The sequence below is a fragment of the Streptomyces sp. P6-2-1 genome, from assembly GCF_050613165.1.
Lineage (GTDB): Bacteria > Actinomycetota > Actinomycetes > Streptomycetales > Streptomycetaceae > Streptomyces.
This window is the reverse complement of sequence record NZ_CP192513.1, coordinates 5200625-5222247: the sequence shown is the minus strand read 5'-3', so window position 1 is coordinate 5222247 and position 21623 is coordinate 5200625. Positions and strand designations below refer to the sequence as shown.

The window sequence follows — 21623 nt, the reverse complement described above, 5'->3', positions numbered from 1 at the left end:
GTGGGGGCGGGGAGGGGGGTGGGGTGGGGGAGGATGGTATTGGGGTCGCCCCCCGGGAGGGAGGGGGCTGTCCTCTGGTGCCCATGCGGGACGCCCGCCCCCGCCTTCAGCCCTGCGGCCCCGCGTACGGCGGCGGATACCCGTACCCCTGCCCGGGAACCTGCCCCTGCCCCGGCACCTGCCCCTGCCCCTGCCCGGGAAGCTGTCCGGGAAGCGCCCCCGCGCCCTGCCCCGGCGCGTGCGCCTCCCGCGTGTAGAACGGCCGGGTGCGCTCGCGCAGCCACTGGGCGAGGGGGTCGTGCGGGTCCATGAGCGAGACCGCCGTGACCGTGAGGTCCTCGGGGAGGGCCGCCGAGGCGAGGCGGAGCATCGTGTGCGCAGCCTCGACGGACTGCGGGCCCTCGTCGTAGAGGTCCAGCCCGAGAGCGAGGCACGGCAGTCCCGCGGTCGGCTGCACCCAGGCGCGGTGCAGGCCGCGGACGACGGTCGTGCGGTGCGCCTGTTGCGTGAGCAGCGCGTAGAACTGCGGGAGTTCGATGGTCGGTTCGGTGAGCCGCAGCGGTCCGGCCGGCTGGGTCGCGGGACCGAGTGCGACGCGGCGCAGGTCGGCCCAGGGGATGCCGATGCCGCCGCCCGGCGCGTGCGGGTTGAGCCACAGGCCGCGGTGCGAGGGGTAGAGGGCCGCCGCCACCGCCTCACCGCGCTCCACGGCCTGGGCGCGGCTCCAGCCGCTCGCGGCGAGTTCGCCCGCCGAGGTGACGCAGGGCGCGTACGCCTGCCCGGCCACGTCCATGACCCCGTACCGCGCCTCGGGCGAGCCCGGGGCGCCGGAGAAGAGGAGCATGTGGACGCTGCTCGTGGCGAGGGCGTGCAACAGCGCCTCGTAGGAGTCGAAGCGGCCGGGTACGACCTGCCGCAACGCCTCTTCGAGGTACTCCCCCGTCCCCGGCCGCGTGCGGCCCGGGATCTCGCCCCCGGCCGCCGTGCCCGACGCACTCACCTGTGATCGCCCCTTCGTCGTGAATCGACCGCCCCACCGTACTGGCCCCCGTCCGGCAGCGCGGGGCCGCGCCGCGCGCGAGCTTCCGGCGAAGCCGCGCGCGACCTCCCATCAAACCAGCTCGCCCCGCGCGCCCGCCCCGCGAAGGCCGCGCCCGCTCAGTGGCCCGCCGCCGCGTGGAAGGGCCGTACCCGGGCGCGCAGCCAGTCGGCGACCGGGTCCTGGGCCACGTCGAGGAGGATCAGGTTGACCGGCCAGGCGACGGGGACCCTGCCGAGCGCGCGCCCGAGCGCGTCGAGCACCGCCTCGCCGCCCGCGGGGTCGCTCAGCTCGACGCCCACGAAGAGCGAGGGCGGCTGGTCCTCGACCTCCGCGAGGCAGCGGCGCGCGGTCCGTACGAGCCCGGTCGCCGCGAACTCCTCGGCGGCGGCGCTCAGGAAGTCCACCGGGTCCACCTGCCAGTCCGGTTCGCGCAGCCGTACCCGGCCGCCGCCCCCCGGCCCGTCGAGCACGGTGCGGCCCGCGCGGCACAGTTCGGCGACCGCGGGCGGCGGGAGGGGCACGGTGACGGTGCCCTCGGGGTTGAGGAGGATGCCGAGCTGCGCGGGCAGTCCGCGCGCGAAGTCGATCGCCGCCACCTCGGCGAAGGGCGTGTACGTGCCCATGACGGCGAGCAGTTGCTCGCGCGAGCTGAAGACCGGCACGTACGCCTGCCCGTCCAGCTCGACGGCCGGGAGGTCGAGCGCCATGCTCTCGGGTCCGCCGCCCTTGGGCAGCGGCACCCATATCGTGCCGCGCCCGAGCGTCTCCACGATGCGCCCGCCCGCGCCCGGCACGCCGAGCGAGGCGACGAGCACCCGCTCCAGTTCGTTGCCCGGCCATCCTCCGTACGGCGCGGTCTCGGCCGTCGTCTGCGCCGGAACGTTCATCCGCTTCCCACCCTGGCCCGCGGGCACCTGACCCGCTGTCGTTCACCGGGCCGCCGCTGCGCGCGGGGCCGCTGTCGTTCGCTGCTTGCGGGCGCAGCGTAGCGCGCGCCGCCGTCGGCGGGCCCGGGGTCCGCCCGGCTCAGCCGTGCGGGGTCCGCCCGGCTCAGCGGTGCCGGGTCCGCCCGGCTCAGCCGTCCACCGCCCCGCGCGGGGCGGGCAGCGTTCCCGTTTCGCCTCGCGGTACGAAGTCGAGGCCCGCCAGTGCCGTCGCCGCCTCGCGGTCGAGCAGGACGAGGCGCGCGCAGCCGCGCGGGAGCAGGCCGCGCGCGGCACGGGCGCGCAGCCTGCCTGCGGCTCTGCGGTGGCGAGCGAAGGCGTAGCGGCTCACCTCGCGTCCCCGTGTGCGCTGCCCGGCGCGGGCGAGCGGTGGCGGGACGTCGAGGAAGAGCAGGTGGAAGCGGGTGCCGCGGCGTCGCGCGGCGAGGGCGAGCAGGGCCCGTACGAAGGGCAGCGTGCCGCAGTCGTGCACGAGGAGGCTCTCGTGCGGGGCGAGCGCGGCGCGCAGCAGGACGCGGTAGTGGTCGAGCCTGACGAGCGGCCGGTACAGGGCGTAGGGGAGGGCGGGCAGCCTGGCCGCCCAGCGCTCGCGGGTCTCCTGCGAGTCGAGGGTGCGGGCGGCCGCGAGGCGGGTGAGGAGCGTGGATTTGCCGCTCCCGGGGAGCCCCGAGACGGCCACGAGGTCGCCTTCGGCGAACCGTAGGCGCCGGGGGGCGTACGGGGCGCTTCCGCGCAGGTCCAGGATGCGGGGCGCGGCGGGGTGCGCGGGCGTGTTCCCCGCGCGCGGGGCGGCTCCCCCGGCGCCGCCGTACGGCGCGGGCTGCCGCGCGTCACCATGCGAGGCAGCCGGCCGTGCGTCACCGGGCGGGGCGGCCAGCCGCGTATCGCCGTACGGCGCGGCCCGCCGCGTGTCGTCGCCGTACGGGGTGGTCTCCCGTGCGCCGTCCCCCGGAAGGGTCTCCCGTGTGTCGCTGTACGGGGCCGCTCCCCGTGCGCCGCTCCCGGGCCCCGGTCCCCCGTTCCCCGCCGTCGTGCTCCGGCCACGCTCCGTGCCTGTCCGCTGCCGCATCGCGCATCCTCCCCCGTGCTCGCGGTCCGCCCGCAGCACCCTCTCCAGAGTAAAGAGAAGGTAATGCGGGTTACCGGGACAGTGCCCCGCGCGGGCGGCGGGGAACCCCGGCGTGACGTACCTCGCCGCCGGGTGCCGGGATGCCCCTTCTGTCGCCCGGGGCGGCGTGCGATGATGGCGGCGATCCACCGCGTTTCCACAGCTCGACCGCTTCGCGGCTCGACTGTTGACAACCTCATACCGGCCGCTTGAATCCGCGCGGGAGAGTCCCGGGAGCCGCACAGCCGCTCCGGGGCGCCGAAGGAGCAAGTCCCTCCCTTGAATCTCTCAGGCCCCGATACCGCGCGGGCGAGGCACATCTGAAAAGCGGGCCGGGCGACCGGTCCCACCCACGGTGCAAGTCCGCCCGCCGCGCGCGGGTCATGACGAACCTCTCAGGTCCCGATGACAGATGGGGAGGAAACCCCTCGCCCGTCTCGTCCCTGGGAGCCGACCGCATGAGTGACACGCCCGACACGCCCGCCGCCCCCCTCCGCAAGACCGCGCTCGACGCCGCGCACCGCGCGCTCGGGGCGACGATGACCGATTTCGCCGGCTGGGACATGCCGCTGCGCTACGGCAGCGAGCGCGAGGAGCACACGGCGGTGCGCGAGCGCGCCGGGCTCTTCGACCTCTCCCACATGGGCGAGATCACCATCAGCGGTCCGCAGGCCGTCGACCTGCTCGACTACGCGCTCGTCGGCAACATCGGCTCCGTGAAGGAGGGCCGCGCCCGCTACACGATGATCTGCCGTGCGGACGGCGGCATCCTCGACGACCTCATCGTGTACCGCACCGCGGCGGACACGTACCTCGTCGTCGCCAACGCCTCCAACGCGCAGATCGTCCTCGACGCGCTGCGTGAGCGCGCCGCCGGTTTCGACGCCGAGGTGCGCGACGACAGGGACGCGTACGCGCTGCTCGCCGTGCAGGGCCCCGCGGCCGCGCGCGTCCTCGCGAGGATCACCGACGCGGACCTCGACGGGCTCAAGTACTACGCGGGTCTGCCGGGCTCCGTCGGCGGCGTCGACGTCATGATCGCGCGCACGGGCTACACGGGCGAGGACGGTTTCGAGCTGTTCTGCGCCCCGGCCGACGCGCCGAAGCTGTGGGGCGCGCTCTTCGCCGCCGGGACCGGATTCGGCATGGTGCCGTGCGGGCTCGCGTGCCGCGACACGCTGCGCCTCGAAGCCGGGATGCCGCTGTACGGGCACGAGCTGAGCACCTCGCTCACGCCCTTCGACGCGGGCCTCGGGCGCGTCGTGAAGTTCGAGAAGACGTCGAACGAAGGCCGTTTCGTGGGCCGCGAGGCGCTTGAGGCCGCTGCCGAGAAGGCCGCGAGCACCCCGCCCCGCAAGCTCGTCGGGCTGATCGCCGCGGGCCGTCGCGTGCCGCGGGCCGGGTACGCGGTCGTCGCGGGCGGGCAGGTCGTCGGCGAGGTCACCTCGGGTGCCCCGTCCCCGACGCTCGGCAAGCCGGTCGCGATGGCCTACGTGGACGCCGCGCACGCCGCGCCGGGCACGGAGGGCGTCGGCGTCGACATCCGGGGCAAGCACGAGCCGTACGAGGTCGTGGCGCTGCCCTTCTACAAGCGGCAGAAGTAGCGCCGGCGGGAGACCGGTGCGGGCGCGCGCACGTGTCGTGCCGCCGCCCGGCCCGGTACCCGCACCGGTGGGCCTGGCGGGCCCCGTTGTCCGCCCGCTGCCGCCTCACACCTCCCCCCTTTCCCCACCACTCCCCCGCGTACAGGAGAATTCAGGCCATGAGCAACCCCACGAACCTGCGGTACAGCAAAGAGCACGAGTGGCTGTCGCCCGCCGAGGACGGCGTCTCGACCATCGGCATCACGGCGTACGCCGCCGGTCAGCTCGGTGACGTCGTCTACGCGCAGCTCCCCGAGGTCGGCGACAGCGTCGAGGCCGGTGAGACCTGTGGCGAGCTGGAGTCGACGAAGTCGGTGAGCGACCTGTACTCGCCCGTCAACGGTGAGGTCACCGAGGTCAACGCGGACGTCGTCGAGGACCCCTCGCTGGTCAACTCGGCCCCCTTCGAGGGCGGCTGGCTCTTCAAGGTGCGCGTGAGCGAGGAGCCGGGCGATCTGCTGAGCGCCGAGGAGTACACGGCCTTCGCGGGCTCCGACGACTGACGACGCCACCGATCGCCCTCGATCTCGATAGGGACTGCACTCTTGTCTTCGCTCCTCAACACCCCGCTCCACGCACTCGACCCCGAGGTGGCCTCGGCCGTCGACGCCGAGCTGGGCCGCCAGCAGTCGACGCTGGAGATGATCGCCTCCGAGAACTTCGCCCCCGTCGCCGTCATGGAGGCGCAGGGCTCGGTTCTCACCAACAAGTACGCCGAGGGTTACCCGGGCCGCCGTTACTACGGTGGCTGCGAGCACGTCGACGTCGTCGAGCAGCTCGCGATCGACCGGGTCAAGGCGCTCTTCGGTGCCGAGCACGCCAATGTGCAGCCGCACTCGGGTGCGCAGGCGAACGCGGCGGCGATGTTCGCGCTGCTCAAGCCGGGCGACACGATCATGGGCCTGAACCTGGCCCACGGTGGTCACCTGACCCACGGCATGAAGATCAACTTCTCCGGCAAGCTCTACAACGTGGTCGCCTACCACGTCGACGAGGAGACCGGCCGGGTCGACATGGACCAGGTCGAGAAGCTGGCCCGCGAGTCGCGCCCGAAGCTCATCGTGGCCGGCTGGTCCGCGTACCCGCGCCAGCTCGACTTCGCCGCGTTCCGCCGGATCGCGGACGAGGTCGGTGCGTACCTCATGGTCGACATGGCGCACTTCGCCGGGCTGGTCGCGGCCGGGCTGCACCCCTCGCCCGTGCCGCACGCGCACGTCGTCACGACGACGACGCACAAGACGCTCGGCGGCCCGCGCGGTGGCGTGATCCTGTCGACGGCCGAGCTGGCGAAGAAGATCAACTCGGCGGTCTTCCCCGGTCAGCAGGGCGGCCCGCTGGAGCACGTGATCGCGGGCAAGGCGGTGGCCTTCAAGATCGCGGCATCCGACGACTTCAAGGACCGCCAGGCGCGGACCCTGGAGGGCGCGCGCATCCTCGCGGAGCGCCTCGTCGCCGCCGACGTCACCGAACACGGCGTCTCGGTCCTGTCGGGCGGTACGGACGTGCACCTCGTCCTCGTCGACCTGCGCCACTCGGAGCTGGACGGCCAGCAGGCGGAGGACCGGCTCCACGAGGTCGGCATCACCGTCAACCGCAACGCGGTCCCGAACGACCCGCGGCCCCCGATGGTCACCTCGGGGCTGCGCATCGGCACCCCGGCGCTCGCGACGCGCGGCTTCGGCGCGGCCGACTTCGCCGAGGTCGCGGACATCATCGCCGAGGCTCTCAAGCCGGGCTACGACGCGGCCGCGCTGCGTGCCCGCGTGACGGCGCTCACCGAGAAGTACCCGCTGTACCCGGCGCTGGGCGCCTGAGTCCCGGCACAGCCGCAGGGGTCTTTTCGCCCCTTTACGGCCCGTCCCGCACACTGGGGAGTGACCCCGGCGTGCGGGACGGGCCGCGCGCCCCTGCCCCTTCGTCCCGCGCGCCCCGTACGCCCCTCGTCCTTCCACGCATCCCCCTGTTCTTCCGCACGTCCCCCCGTTCCCGGACGGACAACGACGTCCGTCTTTTGAGGAGTGTCCCGTGGCCATCTCGGTCTTCGACCTGTTCTCCGTAGGCATCGGCCCCTCCAGCTCGCACACGGTGGGCCCGATGCGGGCGGCGCGCATGTTCGCCCGCCGTCTCAAGAACGAGGGGCTGCTCGTGCCGACCGCGCGGGTGCGCGCCGAGCTGTTCGGCTCGCTCGGCGCCACCGGGCACGGGCACGGCACCCCGAAGGCGGTGCTCCTCGGCCTGGAGGGCGCCTCGCCCCGTACGGTCGACGTCGAGCACGCCGACGAGCGCGTCGACGCGATCCGCACCGGCGGCAGGATCGCGGTGCTCGGCGCGCACGAGATCCCCTTCGACTACGACGAGGACCTGCTCCTGCACCGGCGCGAGGTGCTGCCGTACCACGCGAACGGCATGAGGATGTTCGCGTACGACGAGACGGGCGCGGTGCTCCTGGAGAAGACGTACTACTCGGTCGGCGGCGGTTTCGTCGTGGACGAGGACGCGGTGGGCGAGGACCGCATCAAGCTCGACGACACCGTCCTGAAGTACCCCTTCCGCACGGGCGACGAGCTGCTGCGGCTCACCCGGGAGACGGGCCTCTCGATCCCTGCGCTCATGCTGGAGAACGAGAAGGCCTGGCGCACCGAGGACGAGATCCGCGCGGGGCTCCTGGAGATCTGGCGCGTGATGAAGGACTGCGTGGCGCGCGGCATGTCGCGCGAGGGCATCCTCCCGGGGGGGCTGAAGGTCCGCCGCAGGGCGGCCGCCTCGGCGCGCCAGCTCCGCGCCGAGGGCGAGCCGCTCGCCCGCGCGATGGAGTGGATCACGCTCTACGCGATGGCGGTGAACGAGGAGAACGCGGCGGGCGGCCGGGTCGTGACGGCGCCGACGAACGGTGCGGCGGGCATCATCCCCGCGGTCCTGCACTACTACATGAACTTCGTGCCGGGGGCCGACGAGGAGGGCGTCGTGCGCTTCCTGCTCGCGGCGGGCGCCGTCGGGATGCTCTTCAAGGAGAACGCGTCGATCTCGGGCGCCGAGGTCGGCTGCCAGGGCGAGGTGGGCTCGGCGTGCTCGATGGCGGCCGGGGCGCTCGCCGAGGTCCTGGGCGGCAGCCCCGAGCAGGTCGAGAACGCCGCCGAGATCGGCATGGAGCACAACCTGGGGCTGACCTGCGACCCCGTCGGCGGCCTCGTGCAGATCCCGTGCATCGAGCGCAACGGCATGGCGGCCGCGAAGGCCGTCACGGCCGCCCGCATGGCCCTGCGCGGCGACGGCAGCCATCTCGTCTCGCTCGACAAGGTCATCAAGACGATGCGCGACACGGGCGCCGACATGTCCGTGAAGTACAAGGAGACGGCGCGGGGCGGGCTCGCGGTGAACATCATCGAGTGCTGAGCCGGGGCCCTGCCGCGGCCCGAGTGGACCTCGTGGGGCGTGCTCCCGCTGGTCGTACGGGTGGGACTCGGTGCGGCGTGCGGGGGTGGGCGGGGGTGCGCGCGCTAGAACTTGGTCATGCGTGCGACAGAAGCCCTCCGGCGTGCGCGGGCCCTGGTCCCGCGCCGCCCCCACAGCCTCGCGGGTCAGGTCTTCGTCCTCCAGTTGCTCGTGGTCGTCGTCTTCGCCGTGGTGATGGCCATCGTGTTCGTGTACGAGGTGCACGACCGGGCGAGGCGGGAGGCGTACGACCGTTCCCTCGCCGTCTCCGAGGCCTTCGCGCACGCCCCGGGCACCGTCGCGGCGATGCGCTCGCGCGACCCGAGCGCGATCCTCCAGCCGCGCGCCGAGGCCGCGCGCAAGGAGGCGCGCGTGACGTACATCGTGGCCTTCGACCCGGACGGCGTCCGCTGGAGCCACCCCGATCCCTCGCTCATCGGCGGGCGCGTCTCGGGGGAGTTCGCCCCGGCACGTTCGGGCGAGCCGTTCCAGGAGACCTTCGACAGCACCCAGTTCGGCAAGGCCGTCGACTCGACCACGGCGGTGCGCGACGCGCGGCACGGGATCGTCGGCTTCGTCTCCGTGGGCATCAAGCTGCGCAGCGTCAACGACGTGTTCCAGGGGCAGCTTCCCGTCATCGGCGGACTGCTCGCTGTGGCGCTCGCCCTCGCGGTCGGCGCGACCGCGCTCGTGAGCAGGCGCCTGCGGTCGCAGACGCACGGGCTCGGCCCCGCGGGCATGACCCGGATGTACGAGCACCACGACGCGGTGCTGCACGCGGTGCGCGAGGGCGTCGTCATCGTCGGGCCCGACGGGCGGGTGCTGCTCGTCAACGACGAGGCGCGCAGGCTGCTCGGCCTGCCCGCCCAGGGGGTGACGGACCACCATGTGCACAAGGTCGGCATGGCACCCGCCATCGCCTCGCTGCTCGCCTCGGGACGCGCGGCCAACGACGAGGTGCGCGCGGTCGGTGACCGGCTCGTCTCCTTCAACCAGCGCCCCGTGGGCGGCAGCGGCGGCGGGCGCCCCGGCTCGGTGGCCACGCTGCGCGACACCACCGACCTGCGCGAGCTGGCCAGCAGTGCCGCCTTCGCGCACGACCGCCTCCAGCTCCTCTACGACGCGAGCGTGGGGATCGGGACGACGCTCGACACGGTGCGCACGGCCGACGAGCTGGCCGAGATCGCGGTGCCGCGCTTCGCGGACTACGTGAGCGTGGAACTGCTCGAACCGGTGCTGCGCGGCGAGGAGCCGACGCTCCCCGGCACCGAGATGCGCCGGGTCACCGCGCGCGGCCTGCGCACCGACCACCCGCTCGTCCCCGCCGGTGAACTCATCGACTTCCTGCCCGGCAGCCCTGTGGCCGACGCGGTGCTGACCGGGCGGACGCAGCTGCGGACCGATCTCGCCGATTCCTCGGGCTGGCACGCGCAGGCCCCCGAGCGGGCCGAGCGGGTCCTGGAGTTCGGCATCCACTCGCTCCTCTCGGTGCCCTTGCGGGCCCGGGGTGTCGTCCTCGGCATGGCGGACTTCTGGCGCGCGGAGCAGGCCCCGTACGACGCCGATGACGTGTCCTTCGCCGAGGAGCTGGCCGCCCGCGCCGCTGTCGCCATCGACAACGCGCGCCGGTTCACGCGCGAGCACTCGATGGCCGTGACGCTCCAGCGCAGCCTGCTGCCCAGGGCGCTGCCGGAGCAGACGGGGCTTGAGGTGGCGTACAGGTACCTGCCGACGAAGGCGGGGGTCGGCGGGGACTGGTTCGACGTCATCCCGCTCTCCGGGGCCCGGTTCGCGCTGGTCGTCGGGGACGTCGTGGGGCACGGGGTGCACGCGGCGGCGACGATGGGGCGGCTGCGTACCGCCGTGCACAATTTCTCCGCGCTCGACCTCGCCCCCGACGAACTCCTCGCCCATCTCGACGAGCTGGTGGCCCGGATGGACGAGGACGAGGAGAACGCCGAGACGCCGGGCGGCGACGGTCCCGTCGTCACCGGCGCCACGTGCCTGTACGCGGTCTACGACCAGGTCACCGGGGTGTGCGCCATCGCGAGGGCCGGGCATCCCGGGCCCGCGCTGGTGACCCCGGACGGGGTGGCCTCGTACCCGGACATCCCCGGTTCGCCGCCGCTGGGCCTCGGCAGCGGGCTGCCCATCGAGAAGACGGAGCTGTCCGTGCCTCCGGACAGTCTGCTCGTGCTGTTCACGGACGGGCTCGTCAAGGACAGGGAGCGCGACATCGGCACCGGGCTCGCCCTGCTGCGCGGCGCGCTCGCCGTGCCGGGGCGCGGTCCCGAGGAGACCTGCGCGGCCGTCATGGACCGCCTGCTGGTGCCGGAGCCCGCCGATGACGTCACACTCCTCGTGACCCGTACCCGGCGCATGCCGCCCGAGCGGATCGCGGAGTGGGACATCCCCACGGACCCGGCCGCGGTCTCCCGGCTGCGTGGCGAGGTGCTGGCGCGGCTCGACGCGTGGGGGCTCGAAGACCTCTCGTACACGACCGGGCTGATCACCAGTGAGCTGGTCACCAACGCGATCCGCTACGGGGCCCCGCCCGCCAGGCTCCGGCTGCTCCACAACGGCTCGGGACTCATCTGCGAGGTCGCCGACAGCAACAGCACGGCCCCGCACCTGCGGCGTGCCAGGAGCAGTGACGAGGGCGGCCGCGGGCTCTTCCTGGTCGCCCAGTTCGCCGACCGCTGGGGCACCCGCTATTTGAACCGCGGCAAGGTCATCTGGACCGAACAGCTCCTGACGAACGGGACCGGGGACCCCGGGGAACAGGACGAGGACGCCCTGCTCGCCCAGTGGTCGGACGAGGACCCGGACGACCTGTGAGCTGTGACGTGTGACCTGTGATGTGTGACCTGTGGCTTGTGACGTGTGGCTTGTGACGTGTGAGCTGTGAGCCGTGACCGCCTGCGCCCCGGGGGACGCGGAGCCTGTCTGTGTGCGGGGGAGGGGGGGGAACGCGGCGCCCGTCGGGGTGCGGGAGCTGCTCGCCGGTGCGGACGACTGCGGTGTCGCCCGGACGGTGCCGCGAGCCGAGCCGACGCACCCGTCACGAGGCCACGGGCTCGCGAGCGGTGCTCCCGGCGGCCGGTGCTCCCGGCGGCCGGTGCTCCCGGCGGCCGGTGCTCCCGGCGGCCGCGTAGGCGCCGGGCCCTGGGGCAGGCGTTCTTCCGGGCGGGCCCGGCGCGTGTGATATTTGTCGGGCGGCAATTGTCCTGGGTTTTGCCGGGGCCCGGGCCGGGCGGCGTAGGGTCGGGTGCTCAGCCGGGGCGTGGTCCCCGTACCCGTGACGCCGAGGAGGAAGCGAGCCGATGGCGACTGCCGGGAACGTGGAGAGGCTGGCGGAGCTGCTGGCCGCAGAACAGGAAAGACTCACCGCGGAGTGGGTGGAGCGGGCGCTGCCCGCGCTCCGGGGCCGGGTGAGCGCACCCGAAGTGGGGCAAGAGCTGCGGGAGTTGTACGCGGCGGTGCTCGGCGCCCTGCGCGAGGGCTCACTCGACCACCGCACGGAGCGGTACACGGAGGTGCGCGGGCTGCTCGTGGAGCTGTCGCGCAACCGGGCCAGGCAGGGGTTCACGCCGACCGAGACGGCGCTCGGCGTCTTCCTCCTCAAGGAGGTCGTGCAGCCGGAGCTGGCGGGCTCGCGCGCGGACATGGACGCGTTCCTCGACTTCTCGCGGCTCGTGGACGGTCTCGGGCTCTTCACCGTCGAGGCGCACGCCACGACGCGCGAGGCCATCATCACGGCGCAGGCCGAGCAGCTCCTGGAGCTGTCCACGCCGGTCGTGAAGGTGTGGGACGGGGTCATCGCCGTGCCGCTCGTCGGGACGCTCGACTCGGCCCGTACCCAGGTCGTCATGGAGAAGCTGCTCCAGGCGCTCATCGACCACAACTCGACCCAGGCGATCATCGACATCACCGGGGTGTCGGCCGTGGACACGCAGGTCGCGCAGCACCTCCTGAAGACCGTCGTCGCGGCGCGGCTCATGGGCGCCGAGTGCACGATCTCCGGTATCCGTCCGCAGATCGCGCAGACCATCGTCGGGCTCGGCATCGAGTTCGGCGACATCGTCACGAAGTCCTCGCTCGCGGACGCGCTCGCGCACGCCCTGCGCCGTATCAAGGCGGAGCACGAGGCGGACGAGGCGGACGGCTCGATCGTGCCCGGGGGGCTGCTGTGAGCGAACGTGTCCCGATCCTGCGGATCGGCGGGACGCTCCTCGTACCGATCCAGGTCGAGCTGGACGACCAGAGCGTCCTCGATCTCCAGGAGGACCTTTCGGAGGAGATCGTGCGGACGGGGGCGCGGGGGGTCGTGATCGACATCTCGGCGCTGGAGATCGTCGACTCCTTCGTGGGGCGGATGCTCGCCACGACGGCCGCCGTCTCGCGGGTGCTCGACGCGGAGACGGTCGTCGTCGGGATGCGCCCGGCGGTCGCGATGACGCTCGTGGAGCTGGGGCTCTCACTCGGCGGCGTCCGCACCGCGCTCGATCTGGAACAGGGGCTGCGGGTGCTGCGCCGCGCGGGACGGACGGGTCCGGAACGCGGATGACGAGTCCTCAGCCGGCGGCCGCGCCGGCCCAGACGATGACCATCGCCACCAACAACGACGTGGTCAAGGCCCGTCAGCTGGTGCGCGCGCTCGCCCAGGAGAGCGGGCTCTCCCTCGTGGAGCAGACGAAACTGGTGACAGCGGCGAGCGAACTGGCCCGCAACACGCTCGTGCACGCGGGGGGCGGTGAGCTGCTCGCGCGCCGAGTCAGCGCGGGCGGGCACGAAGGCGTGCGGCTCGTGTTCCGCGACGAGGGCCCGGGCATTCCCGAGCCGGATCTCGCCCTCACCGACGGCTGGACCTCGGGGGACGGCATGGGGCTCGGGCTCAGCGGTTCGCGACGGCTCGTCGATGACTTCGCCCTCGACACGGCGGTCGGAGAGGGAACGACGGTGACGGTGACGAAGTGGGCGCGCTAGAAGGACCGTACGAGCAGGAGCCGGACGGCCGGGAGCCGGACGAGCAGGAGCCGGACGGCCAGGAGCCGGACGGCCGGGAGCCGGGCGAGCGCGGCCCGTACGGGCGGGGGCCGTACGGGCAGGAGCCGCACGGGCGGCAGGCCGACGCGTACGACATGCCGCGCGCCGAGGACGTCGCGTGGCTGCGCGTGGACGTCGCGCTGCCCGCGGCGGCGAGGAGCGCGGCGGCCGATCTGTGCCACCGGCTCGGTTTCGGCGAGCGCCGCACCTCGGAGGTCGCGCTCGCGGTGACCGAGGCGGCGACGAACCTCCAGCGCCACGCGGGCGACGGCTCGCTGCTCCTTCGCCTGGTCCGCACCCCCGACGAGGCCGCGCTCGAATTCCTCGCGCTCGACAGCGGCCCCGGGATGTCCGACGTCGCCTACGCGCTGCGCGACGGGGCCTCCTCGGCGGGGACGCTCGGCGTGGGGCTCGGCACGATCGCGCGGCTCGCCGACAGCTTCGGCATCCACTCGCTGCCCGGGCGCGGCACGGTGCTCACGGCGCGGTTCTGGCCGGACCGCGAGCGCGGCCCGCACCGGCCGGAGCCGCTCGTCGCGGGACTGACGCGGCCGATCAGCGGCGAGACCGTGTGCGGGGACGCGTGGGCCGCGCGGCCGCTCGCGACGGCGGACGGCGGGCCGGGTGCCGTCCTCGTGATGATGTGCGACGGGCTCGGGCACGGGCCGCTCGCCGCGCGGGCCGGGGAGCTGGCCGTCGAGGCGTTCCGCGGCACGGCGGCGCGGGAGCCCGAGGAGGTGCTGCGGGTCCTGCACGAGGCGCTGCGGGGCGGGCGGGGCGCGGCGGTGGGCGTCGCGCGGCTCGATCTCGCGACGCGGCGGGTGCGGTTCTGCGGGGCGGGGAACATCAGCGCGTACGTGATCGGTGAGGGGCGGCGGCGGTCGCTGGGCTCCGCGCCGGGGATCGTGGGGCACCAGCTGCCGAGGCTGCGGGTGTTCGATGAGGTCATGGCGGGCGTGGACGGGACGCTCGTGCTGCACTCGGACGGGCTGACGTCGCGGTGGGAGCCGGGGGATTTCCCGGGGTTGTTCGCTTTGGCGCCGTTGACGGTGGCGGGGCAGATCTTCAACCAGGCGGGGGTCCGCAGGGACGACGGGGGCCTGGTGGTGGTACGGGTCTCCTGACGGGGCCGGGGTACGGGGCGGGCGCCGCCGGGCCCCGTACGCGCGCCGCCGCCCGCCGGGTGCGGGGGTCCCTGTCCCGCGTGCGGCCCGCCCGAGTGGTGGCCGCGGCGCCGGGGCAGCAGGCTGGGGGCATGACGACGGCGACGGGTGAAGTCAGCGGGGCGCGGCAGGAGCCGCCGGAGCTTCCCGAGGCGCGCGGTGATCTCTCCGCGCACCTGCTCACGGCCCTGCGCGCGGGGCGCGACGCGCCGCCCTGGGGTCCGCAGGCCGCGCGCGTGGACCCGCTCGGCGAGGACCTGCACCTCACCCTCTTCGTCCTCTACGGGCTCCAGCGCGGCGGCTGGGCGGGGCTGCCGCCCGCCGCCGAGTGCGATCCGCACCTCCTCGGCCTGCGCCGCCCCCTGGAGCGGCGCTTCCTGGAGGCGCTGCGCGGCCTGACGCGCGGGGCCGACGACGTCTCCGCGGCCTTCGCCGATCTGCTCGTACAGCCCGAGGGCGGTGATCCGACGAGTGTGAGCGGGGCACTGGAGCGGGACGGGAAACCGTGGCAGATCCGCGAGTACGCGGTGCTGCGGACGCCCGCGCGTGCCTTCGAGGACGACGGGCCCGCCTGGGCGCTGCCCCGGCTGCCCACGCTGCCCCGCGCCGGGCTCCTCTCCGTCCTGCACGCGCGCGCCGGGCACGGGCAGCCCGCGCGCGGCCACGCGGCGCTCGCCGGGGAACACCTGCGCGCGCTCGGCCTCGACCCGGCACCCGGCAGGTACGTGGACGCGGTGCCCGGCGAGTCGCTGGCGCTCGCCAACCTGGGCGCTCTGTTCGGTCTGCACGGGTCGCTGCGCGGCGCGCTCGTGGGGCACGCGGCGGCGTGGGGCGTCCTGCTGCCGCGCGCGGCGGGCCGGGTGCGCGCGGCGCTGGAGCGGACCGGGGCGCCGGACGAGGCGCAGCGCTACCCGAGGGCGCGGGCCGAGTCGGGCGCGGCCGAGGAACAGGTGCTGCGCTCCGAGGTGCTCGCCCAGCTCCTCGTCGCCGAGCCGGGGCTGGAACGGGACGTCGTGCTCGGCATCGAGGCGACGAGTCTCCTGGAGGACAGGCTCGCGGGCGTCGCGCTCGCCGCGTGGGGCGCGGGGGAATCGGCGCTGCGGCTCCCGGTGGCGGTCGCGGAGGACTGAGCGCGCGGGGAGGGGGAGGGGCGGGGCGGGGCCGTGCTGCGCGTGACGGCGCCCCCTCCCCCGTACCGTCGCGGGCTCGTCCGTATCGTGAACGGCCCGGGCGGGCGCCGCGCGCACGGGCGTACCTTTCGGTGCACTATGACCACCACTCCCGTACACGAAACGGCAGCAGAGGACGAGGCCCGGGCGACAGCGGTACTGCGTGCCGACGAGGTCGCGCTCGTCAGGGACGGCGCGCTCCTCCTGGACCGGGTGTCCCTCACCGTCAGCGAGGGCGAGCACTGGGCGCTGCTCGGCGCCAACGGCGCGGGCAAGACGACGCTCCTGAGTCTGCTCGGCGCGCTCGCCCATCCCACACGCGGGCAGGTCGACGTGCTCGGACGCCGGCTCGGGCGCGTGGATCTGCGCGAACTGCGCACGTACGTGGGGCATGTGAACCCGCGCCACCCCTTGCGCAGTGCGCTGAAGGTACGGGACGTGGTGCTGACCGGGCTGACGAACAGCGTCGAGCCGCTGCCGCGCTGGCGACCCGAGGCGGAGCAGCGCGAGCGCGCCGAACGGCTCATCGCGACGCTCGGGCTCGCGCACCGCGCCGACGCCACGTGGCCGACGCTCTCGCAGGGCGAGCGGGGGCGCGCGCTCATCGCGCGGTCGCTCATGCCGGAGCCCCGGCTGCTGCTGCTCGACGAACCGGCGACCGGGCTCGACGTCGCGGGCCGTGAGCAGCTCATCGAGAGCATCGAGGCGCTGACGGCGGGGCGGCCCCGGCTCGCCTCGGTCCTCGTGACGCACCACCTGGAGGAGCTGCCGCCCGGCACGACGCACGCGCTGCTGCTGCGCGGCGGGAAGGTGCTCGGGAGCGGGCCCGTGGACGAGGTGCTGACCAGCGAGTCGGCCTCGGAGTGCTTCGGGCACCCGCTGCGGCTCGAACGGCACGAGGGACGGTGGAGCGTGCGGACGGCGGGTCGGGCGCGCGCCGTGGAGGTCTGAGCGACGCGGGGCCCCCGGCGGGCGCACCGCCGGGGGCCCCGCACGCCACGGGCCGCGCGCCACGGGCCGCGCGCCACGGGCCGCGCGCCACGGGCCGCCCGTCACGGGCCGCCCATCACGCGCCGTGCGTCTCAGCCCTTGTGGACGCCCGCCCAGAACTCCTCGAAGGAGAGGAGCTTGTCGCCGTTGGCGTCCTTCGAGGCGATGATGGCCTCGGCGACGGAAGCGGTGACGTAGAAATCGCCCATGCGGGCCATTGCCGACTTGTACTCGTCGGCGGTGATGAAACCGTCCCCGTCGGCGTCGAACTGCTGGAACGTCTTGCGTGCCTCTTCGATGTCGGCCATCGGCCCGTCCACCCCTTCTCGGTGCTGCTGTACGGCGGTCAGGGTATCCGGCCCGCACGCGCCGCAGGGGGACGAGACCGCGACGGGCAGAAGGAGTACGGATCGTGACGGACCTGAGCACGCTCTTCAAGGGCCTCGCGCAAGGGCGGTTCCCCGCGGCCGACGGGTCGACGACGGTGTGGCCGCTCGACGGGGAGCGCGACGCCGGGGTGCTCGCGCTGACGGCGCGTTCCTTCGTCTACGCCGACACGGACGAGGAGTGGATACGGGACCGGCTCGCGCGCACCGGGACCGACCCGCTCGCCGCGAGCCTGCACCCGTCCTTCCTCGCCGCGCTGATGGAGAGGACCGGGCGGCGGATGGAGGTGGTGGACCTCCTGACGGTCGCGCCCGCGCTCCCCGGGCCGCCCGCGCTGGAGCTGCGCGAGGTCGGGCCGACCGCGCACCCGCGTGTGGCCAGGGCGCTGCGGCGCCGTACGGAGGTACGGGTGTGGGAGACCGCCGAGGGCGACGTGGTGCTCATCGGCAGGGGCCCGGGCGGGCGCTGGGAGACGGCGATCGAGACGACGCAGGGCGTGGGGGCGGTACGGGGCAGGGGCCGCGCTCTCGCACTGGCGGCCCGCCACCTCGTCCCGGACGCGGCGGTGTGGGCGCAGCAGGCGCCGGGGAACGCGCGCAGCGTCCGGGCCTTTCAGGCGGCGGGGTACCGGCCGGTGGGCGCGGAGGCGCTGCTGTGGCGGGCGCCGGAGGGGGCGGCGTGAGCAGGCGGGGCGTCAGGTGGGGCGCGGTCGCAGGAGTTCGCCCGCGGGGACCGGCTGGAGCGTGCGGTCGCCGAGCGCGCCGAGGAGGGCGGGGAGAGCCTGGAGGGTACGGGGGCGGCCGAGGTGGAGGGTGACGATGCTCCCCGCGCGGGCGGCGGCCAGGACGCGGGCGCGGATCGTGGCGGCCGCGGGGTCGCGCCAGTCGACGGGGTCGGTGTCGTAGGCGAGGAGATGGGGGTATCCGGCGCGCTGGGCGGCGCGTACGACGCGGGGGTCCGACTCGCGGTGGCGCGGGGAGCGCAGCCACGGGCCGATGCCGCCGCCGAGGCGGTACAGGCGGTGGGCGCACCGCTCGATCTCGGCGCGGAGGTCCGCGTCGGGGAGCAGGCTCAGGTCCCTGTGGTGCTCGGTGTGGTTGCCGAGTTCGTGGCCTTCGTCGATGAGGCGGCGCGCGAGGGCGGGTGCGGCGGCGAGCCACGTGCCGACGGCGAGGACGGTGACGCGTACCCCCCGGTCGCGGAGCACGTCGAGGGTGCGCGCGGCCACGGCGGGGTCGCTGCCCGGCTCGGCGTTGAAGGTGAGCGCGAGCCGCGTGCCGGTGCGCGGTCCGTGGGTGAGCTGGGCGGGGGCGCCGGGGATGCGCAGGGGCGCGCGGCGGGCCGGGGTGATCGCGAGGGGCTGGGCCGCCACGGGGGCGGGCTCGGCGCCCGGCCCCGTACCGGTGGCCGGGGAGGCCTCCGGTGCCGAGCAGCCGCCGAGCAGCGCGGGGGCCAGGGGGAGGGCGGAGAGCGCGGCGCCCGCGCGCAGCACGGCACGACGCCCCGGATCATTGGTCATATCGGCATTCAATCTGCCGTATACGAGGGAGGTGGGAGCGACACGAGGCACCCACCCGCGCGGGCGAGGCGTCTCAGCGGTCCGTCACGCGCAGCTCGAACCACGTCTTCTTGCCGACGGGCAGCAGGTCCACGCCCCAGCGCTCACTGAGCCGTTCGACGAGCGCGAGCCCGTACCCGCTCGTGACGGCCTGGCCGAAGGACGGCATGACGCAGGGCAGGGCCCGTGAGGGGTCGCGGAACTCGACGCGGATGCGCCCGGGCCTGCGGGTCATGCGGAGCCCGAAGGAGCGCGCGCCCGCGTGCCGTACCGCGTTGCCGAGCAGCTCCGAGACGAGGAGCGCCGTGGTCTCGGCAAGTGCCGGGGACAACCGCCACTCCTCCGTGACCACGAGCGCGGCGAGGCGGCGCAGCTCGCCTCCCGACTCGGGAGTCGCGGCGACCCGGATCTCCGACTCCGCCGGATTCCCGTGCGCGTCCAAGGCCGCCAGGGCGCGCTCGTCCTTCGCGCCCGGCGTCCACCGTGCCGCGGCCCCTGCCTGCTCGGCCCGCCGCGTGTGCTCTGTGCCCTCCAGCCCCGCCATGCCCCCCATGATGGCGCTCCCCAGCCGTACGCGGGCGCGTTCCCGCGGAATATGACGGAGCCCCGGGCGGCTCGTGAAGACCACGTTCGGCATATGCCGAAGGCAAAAGGAAAGCTCCGGCGGGGGTCACCGGGGGTGATGACGCTGTGCGGGCGAGTGATCACGCCCCGGGTGCGCACCGTTTCTTAAGGTTCACTTAAGGCGGACATAAGACGTCGCACGCGGGGCGTGCGCGCCCCTGCGCTCCCGGGGCGGTGGCGGACGCGGAAGCGCCCGGGGCGGCGGCGCCGGAGGCTGCGCGGCCTGGGACCGGCTCAGCCGAACTGCGCCTTGCCCGGCCCGTCCTCGACGAAGCTCCGCATCCCGGTCTCGCGGTCCTCGGTCGCGAACAGCCCGGCGAACCATGTGCGTTCGAGTGCGAGCCCGGTGTCGATGTCCGTCTCCAGGCCGCCGTCGACGGCCTCCTTCGCCGCGCGCAGCGCGAGCGCCGGGCCCTTGGCGAGCTTCGCCGCCCACGCGTGCGCGGCGGCGAAGACCTCCTCGGCGGGCACGACCTGGTCCACGAGCCCGATCCGCAGCGCCTCGTCCGCGCGGACCTGCCGCCCGGTGAAGATGAGGTCCTTGGCGCGCGAGGGACCGACGAGGCGCGCGAGCCGCTGCGTACCGCCCGCGCCGGGGATGAGGCCGAGGAGGATCTCCGGCTGCCCGAGCTTGGCGTTCTCGGCCGCGACGCGGTGGTCGGCGCACAGCGCCAGTTCGCAACCGCCGCCGAGCGCGTAGCCGGTGACGGCCGCGACGACGGGCTGGGGGATGCGCGCGACGGCGGTGAACGCCTCCTGTAGGGCGCGCGAGCGCAGGACCATGTCCTTGTGGCTCATGTCGCGCATCTCCTTGATGTCGGCCCCGGCGGCGAAGACCTTCTCGCTGCCCCGGATCACGACGGCCCGCACGTCGTCCCTGCGGGTGATCTCACCGGCCAGCTCGTGCAGGCGGTCCTGCACGGCGACGTTGAGCGCGTTCATGGGGGGCCGGTCGATGCTGAGGGTGGCGACACCTTCGTCGACGTCGAAGAGCACAGTCATGCCTGCACCTTATGTGCCGAGGTCACGGGCGCGGACGTGCGCTTTGCCACAGGGGCGGGACGGGGCGCGGTACGCGGCGGGGGACCCGCCGTACGGGGACGGGGCGCCGCCCGCGCGAGGCGCCGCCCCGTCCCCGTACCGCCGCGGCGGCCGAACTCAGCTCTCCCACTGGTCCCACGGCAGATTCCAGCCGTTGAGGCCGTTCCACCACTGGATCTGCTTGTCGTCGGAGTGCGAGACGACGACGACGTCGCCGAGGAGCGAGTGGTTGTAGAACCAGGCCGCGGGCGTCGAGGGGTCGCCGCCGCCGCGCACGTCGCGCAGCCCGACGCAGCCGTGGCTCGCGTTCTGGTGGCCGAAGACGCCGGGCCCGGCCCAGTAGTTGCCGTGCGCGAAGGTGCCCGATGTGGACAGGCGCATGGCGTGCGGGACGTCGGGGATGTCGTACTCGCCGCCGTAGCCGACCGTGTCACCGTTCATGCGGGTCACCGGGTACTTCTCGCTGATGACCATCTGCCCGTTGTACGTCGTGCTGCTGGGGGCGCCCGCCGTGATCGGGATGTTCTTGACCGTCTTGCCGTCGCGGGTCACGCGCATCGTGTGGGCGCGCGCGTCGACGTAGGAGACCTGGTTGCGGCCGATCGTGAAGCGCACCGTCTTGGCCTGCTTGCCGTAGACCCCCGGGCGGCCCTCGACACCGTCGAGCGCGAGCGTGAGCGTGACCTTCGTGCCGGGCGCCCAGTACTTCTCGGGGCGGAAGTCGAGCCGGTCGTTGCCGTACCACTTGTGGCGGATCTCGACCTCGGGCTCGGACGTGACCTCGATGCCGCGCTCGACGGCCTTCGGGTCGGTGATGCCGCGCGAGAAGGTGAGCGAGACGGGCATGCCGACGCCGACGGTCGAGCCGTCCTCGGGCGTGAAGCGGCCGATGAAGGTGTTCTTGGGCACGAGCGTCGTGAACGTCGTGTCCTTCGCCGACGCGCGGCCGTGCGCGTCCTTCGCGACGGCGTGCACCTTGTACGTGGTCGAAGCGGCCAGGTGCAGCTTCGGCTTCCAGGCCGCGCCGCCCCCGACGATCTCGCCCGCCACCTCGGTGCCCTTGGCGTCGGCGACCTTGACCTCCGTGAGCTTCCCCTTGCTCGCGGTGATCTTCAGGGCGCCGCTCGTGTCCACGTTCTTCGCGCCGTCCTTCGGCGCGACCGTCACGACCGCCTGCGACAGGGTCGGGCTCGGCCTGACCCGGCCGCCGCTCTTGCCCTCCGTGCCCGCGCTGTCCCCGTCGCCGCCCCCACTGCACGCCGTCACGAGCAGCAGGAGCACCCCGAGCAGCAGCGCGCCGAGGCCCCGCGCCCCGCCACCGCTCCCCCGCAGCCAGCCCGCACCCGCGTACCCCGTCGGTCGCCCGCTCACTCCCGTGTCTCCCCTCGCACACACGCGCGGGGACCGCCTGTGCGCCCCCCGCGTTCGATCCGCACAGTCAGATAACCACACCCCCGGACGGGCGAGACCCCCGCG

General features: G+C 74.3%; 20 protein-coding genes and 2 riboswitches. Of the genes, 12 read left to right on the top strand and 8 right to left on the bottom strand.

Annotation, left to right across the window (positions count from 1 at the left end; all coding sequences use genetic code 11):
• Window positions 1-106: 106 nt before the first annotated feature.
• The 3 genes from ACQYWQ_RS22365 to ACQYWQ_RS22355 all read right to left on the bottom strand — a co-directional run bounded on the left by ACQYWQ_RS22365 (window position 107) and on the right by ACQYWQ_RS22355 (window position 2863).
• A complete protein-coding gene (locus tag ACQYWQ_RS22365) occupies window positions 107-1000 on the bottom strand; it encodes an enhanced serine sensitivity protein SseB C-terminal domain-containing protein (RefSeq protein WP_431036946.1) in 894 nt (297 codons plus the stop codon).
• A 158-nt stretch (window positions 1001-1158) separates the two neighbouring features.
• Window positions 1159-1929, bottom strand: coding sequence for an enhanced serine sensitivity protein SseB (locus tag ACQYWQ_RS22360; RefSeq protein WP_431036944.1), 771 nt, complete (start codon window positions 1927-1929; stop codon window positions 1159-1161).
• Between the two features lie 187 nt (window positions 1930-2116).
• On the bottom strand, window positions 2117-2863 hold the full coding sequence (locus tag ACQYWQ_RS22355; RefSeq protein ID WP_431039295.1) for an AAA family ATPase: 747 nt from the start codon (window positions 2861-2863) through the stop codon (window positions 2117-2119).
• A gap of 441 nt (window positions 2864-3304) precedes the next feature.
• Window positions 3305-3408, top strand: a riboswitch (glycine riboswitch).
• Window positions 3409-3516: riboswitch (glycine riboswitch) on the top strand.
• 36 nt (window positions 3517-3552) lie between these two features.
• Here ACQYWQ_RS22355 and gcvT point away from each other — a divergent pair.
• The 11 genes from gcvT to ACQYWQ_RS22300 all read left to right on the top strand — a co-directional run bounded on the left by gcvT (window position 3553) and on the right by ACQYWQ_RS22300 (window position 16498).
• Window positions 3553-4698, top strand: a complete 1146-nt coding sequence (gene gcvT / locus ACQYWQ_RS22350; RefSeq protein ID WP_431036942.1) for a glycine cleavage system aminomethyltransferase GcvT — start codon at window positions 3553-3555, stop codon at window positions 4696-4698.
• A 158-nt stretch (window positions 4699-4856) separates the two neighbouring features.
• Window positions 4857-5240: a glycine cleavage system protein GcvH gene (gene gcvH / locus ACQYWQ_RS22345; protein ID WP_431036940.1), complete on the top strand. Its 384-nt coding sequence runs from the start codon at window positions 4857-4859 to the stop codon at window positions 5238-5240.
• 42 nt (window positions 5241-5282) lie between these two features.
• Window positions 5283-6551, top strand: a complete 1269-nt coding sequence (gene glyA / locus ACQYWQ_RS22340; protein ID WP_431036938.1) for a serine hydroxymethyltransferase — start codon at window positions 5283-5285, stop codon at window positions 6549-6551.
• Window positions 6552-6762: 211 nt separating this feature from the next.
• Window positions 6763-8130, top strand: a complete 1368-nt coding sequence (locus tag ACQYWQ_RS22335; protein ID WP_431036936.1) for an L-serine ammonia-lyase — start codon at window positions 6763-6765, stop codon at window positions 8128-8130.
• 117 nt (window positions 8131-8247) lie between these two features.
• Window positions 8248-11007, top strand: coding sequence for a SpoIIE family protein phosphatase (locus ACQYWQ_RS22330; RefSeq protein WP_431036934.1), 2760 nt, complete (start codon window positions 8248-8250; stop codon window positions 11005-11007).
• A 485-nt stretch (window positions 11008-11492) separates the two neighbouring features.
• Window positions 11493-12362, top strand: a complete 870-nt coding sequence (locus tag ACQYWQ_RS22325; protein WP_431036932.1) for an STAS domain-containing protein — start codon at window positions 11493-11495, stop codon at window positions 12360-12362.
• Entirely contained in the window at window positions 12359-12736 is a 378-nt protein-coding gene (locus tag ACQYWQ_RS22320) for an STAS domain-containing protein (protein WP_009068791.1), read from the top strand. Before ACQYWQ_RS22325 ends, ACQYWQ_RS22320 begins: the two co-directional genes overlap by 4 nt.
• Complete coding sequence (locus ACQYWQ_RS22315) at window positions 12733-13155, top strand: anti-sigma regulatory factor (protein WP_431036930.1); 423 nt, start codon at window positions 12733-12735, stop codon at window positions 13153-13155. Before ACQYWQ_RS22320 ends, ACQYWQ_RS22315 begins: the two co-directional genes overlap by 4 nt.
• A 155-nt stretch (window positions 13156-13310) precedes the next feature.
• Window positions 13311-14339 (top strand): ATP-binding SpoIIE family protein phosphatase, encoded by a 1029-nt coding sequence (locus ACQYWQ_RS22310; RefSeq protein ID WP_431039294.1) that lies wholly within the window; start codon window positions 13311-13313, stop codon window positions 14337-14339.
• A 131-nt stretch (window positions 14340-14470) separates the two neighbouring features.
• Window positions 14471-15508 carry an iron-containing redox enzyme family protein gene (locus ACQYWQ_RS22305; RefSeq protein WP_431036928.1) on the top strand — a complete coding sequence of 346 codons (1038 nt, stop codon included), beginning with the start codon at window positions 14471-14473 and terminating at the stop codon, window positions 15506-15508.
• 138 nt (window positions 15509-15646) lie between these two features.
• Entirely contained in the window at window positions 15647-16498 is an 852-nt protein-coding gene (locus ACQYWQ_RS22300; RefSeq protein ID WP_431036926.1) for an ABC transporter ATP-binding protein, read from the top strand.
• A 131-nt stretch (window positions 16499-16629) separates the two neighbouring features.
• Here ACQYWQ_RS22300 and ACQYWQ_RS22295 read toward each other — a convergent pair whose 3' ends face one another.
• Complete coding sequence (locus tag ACQYWQ_RS22295) at window positions 16630-16845, bottom strand: EF-hand domain-containing protein (RefSeq protein ID WP_010270056.1); 216 nt, start codon at window positions 16843-16845, stop codon at window positions 16630-16632.
• A 104-nt stretch (window positions 16846-16949) separates the two neighbouring features.
• Here ACQYWQ_RS22295 and ACQYWQ_RS22290 point away from each other — a divergent pair, with 104 nt between their 5' ends.
• Complete coding sequence (locus ACQYWQ_RS22290; protein ID WP_431036923.1) at window positions 16950-17606, top strand: GNAT family N-acetyltransferase; 657 nt, start codon at window positions 16950-16952, stop codon at window positions 17604-17606.
• Window positions 17607-17618: 12 nt separating this feature from the next.
• Here ACQYWQ_RS22290 and ACQYWQ_RS22285 read toward each other — a convergent pair whose 3' ends face one another.
• From ACQYWQ_RS22285 to ACQYWQ_RS22270, 4 genes are all read right to left on the bottom strand, one after another.
• Window positions 17619-18443 carry a polysaccharide deacetylase family protein gene (locus ACQYWQ_RS22285; RefSeq protein ID WP_431036921.1) on the bottom strand — a complete coding sequence of 275 codons (825 nt, stop codon included), beginning with the start codon at window positions 18441-18443 and terminating at the stop codon, window positions 17619-17621.
• A gap of 73 nt (window positions 18444-18516) precedes the next feature.
• A complete protein-coding gene (locus tag ACQYWQ_RS22280) occupies window positions 18517-19119 on the bottom strand; it encodes an ATP-binding protein (RefSeq protein WP_431036919.1) in 603 nt (200 codons plus the stop codon).
• Between the two features lie 221 nt (window positions 19120-19340).
• On the bottom strand, window positions 19341-20108 hold the full coding sequence (locus tag ACQYWQ_RS22275; protein WP_431036917.1) for an enoyl-CoA hydratase/isomerase family protein: 768 nt from the start codon (window positions 20106-20108) through the stop codon (window positions 19341-19343).
• Between the two features lie 156 nt (window positions 20109-20264).
• Entirely contained in the window at window positions 20265-21518 is a 1254-nt protein-coding gene (locus tag ACQYWQ_RS22270; RefSeq protein WP_431036915.1) for a L,D-transpeptidase, read from the bottom strand.
• Between the last annotated feature and the right edge of the window lie 105 nt (window positions 21519-21623).

Bases quoted from the DNA above. Each gene is read 5' to 3' on its own strand.
- ACQYWQ_RS22310 (WP_431039294.1), top strand. From the start codon at position 13,311: ATGCCGCGCGCCGAGGACGTCGCGTGGCTGCGCGTGGACGTCGCGCTG.
- ACQYWQ_RS22300 (WP_431036926.1), top strand. From the start codon at position 15,647: ATGACCACCACTCCCGTACACGAAACGGCAGCAGAGGACGAGGCCCGG.
- ACQYWQ_RS22315 (WP_431036930.1), top strand. From the start codon at position 12,733: ATGACGAGTCCTCAGCCGGCGGCCGCGCCGGCCCAGACGATGACCATC.
- ACQYWQ_RS22285 (WP_431036921.1), bottom strand. From the start codon at position 18,443: ATGACCAATGATCCGGGGCGTCGTGCCGTGCTGCGCGCGGGCGCCGCG.
- gcvT (WP_431036942.1), top strand. From the start codon at position 3,553: ATGAGTGACACGCCCGACACGCCCGCCGCCCCCCTCCGCAAGACCGCG.
- ACQYWQ_RS22360 (WP_431036944.1), bottom strand. From the start codon at position 1,929: ATGAACGTTCCGGCGCAGACGACGGCCGAGACCGCGCCGTACGGAGGA.
- ACQYWQ_RS22280 (WP_431036919.1), bottom strand. From the start codon at position 19,119: ATGCCGAACGTGGTCTTCACGAGCCGCCCGGGGCTCCGTCATATTCCG.
- ACQYWQ_RS22330 (WP_431036934.1), top strand. From the start codon at position 8,248: ATGCGTGCGACAGAAGCCCTCCGGCGTGCGCGGGCCCTGGTCCCGCGC.
- gcvH (WP_431036940.1), top strand. From the start codon at position 4,857: ATGAGCAACCCCACGAACCTGCGGTACAGCAAAGAGCACGAGTGGCTG.
- ACQYWQ_RS22295 (WP_010270056.1), bottom strand. From the start codon at position 16,845: ATGGCCGACATCGAAGAGGCACGCAAGACGTTCCAGCAGTTCGACGCC.
- ACQYWQ_RS22275 (WP_431036917.1), bottom strand. From the start codon at position 20,108: ATGACTGTGCTCTTCGACGTCGACGAAGGTGTCGCCACCCTCAGCATC.
- ACQYWQ_RS22305 (WP_431036928.1), top strand. From the start codon at position 14,471: ATGACGACGGCGACGGGTGAAGTCAGCGGGGCGCGGCAGGAGCCGCCG.
- ACQYWQ_RS22325 (WP_431036932.1), top strand. From the start codon at position 11,493: ATGGCGACTGCCGGGAACGTGGAGAGGCTGGCGGAGCTGCTGGCCGCA.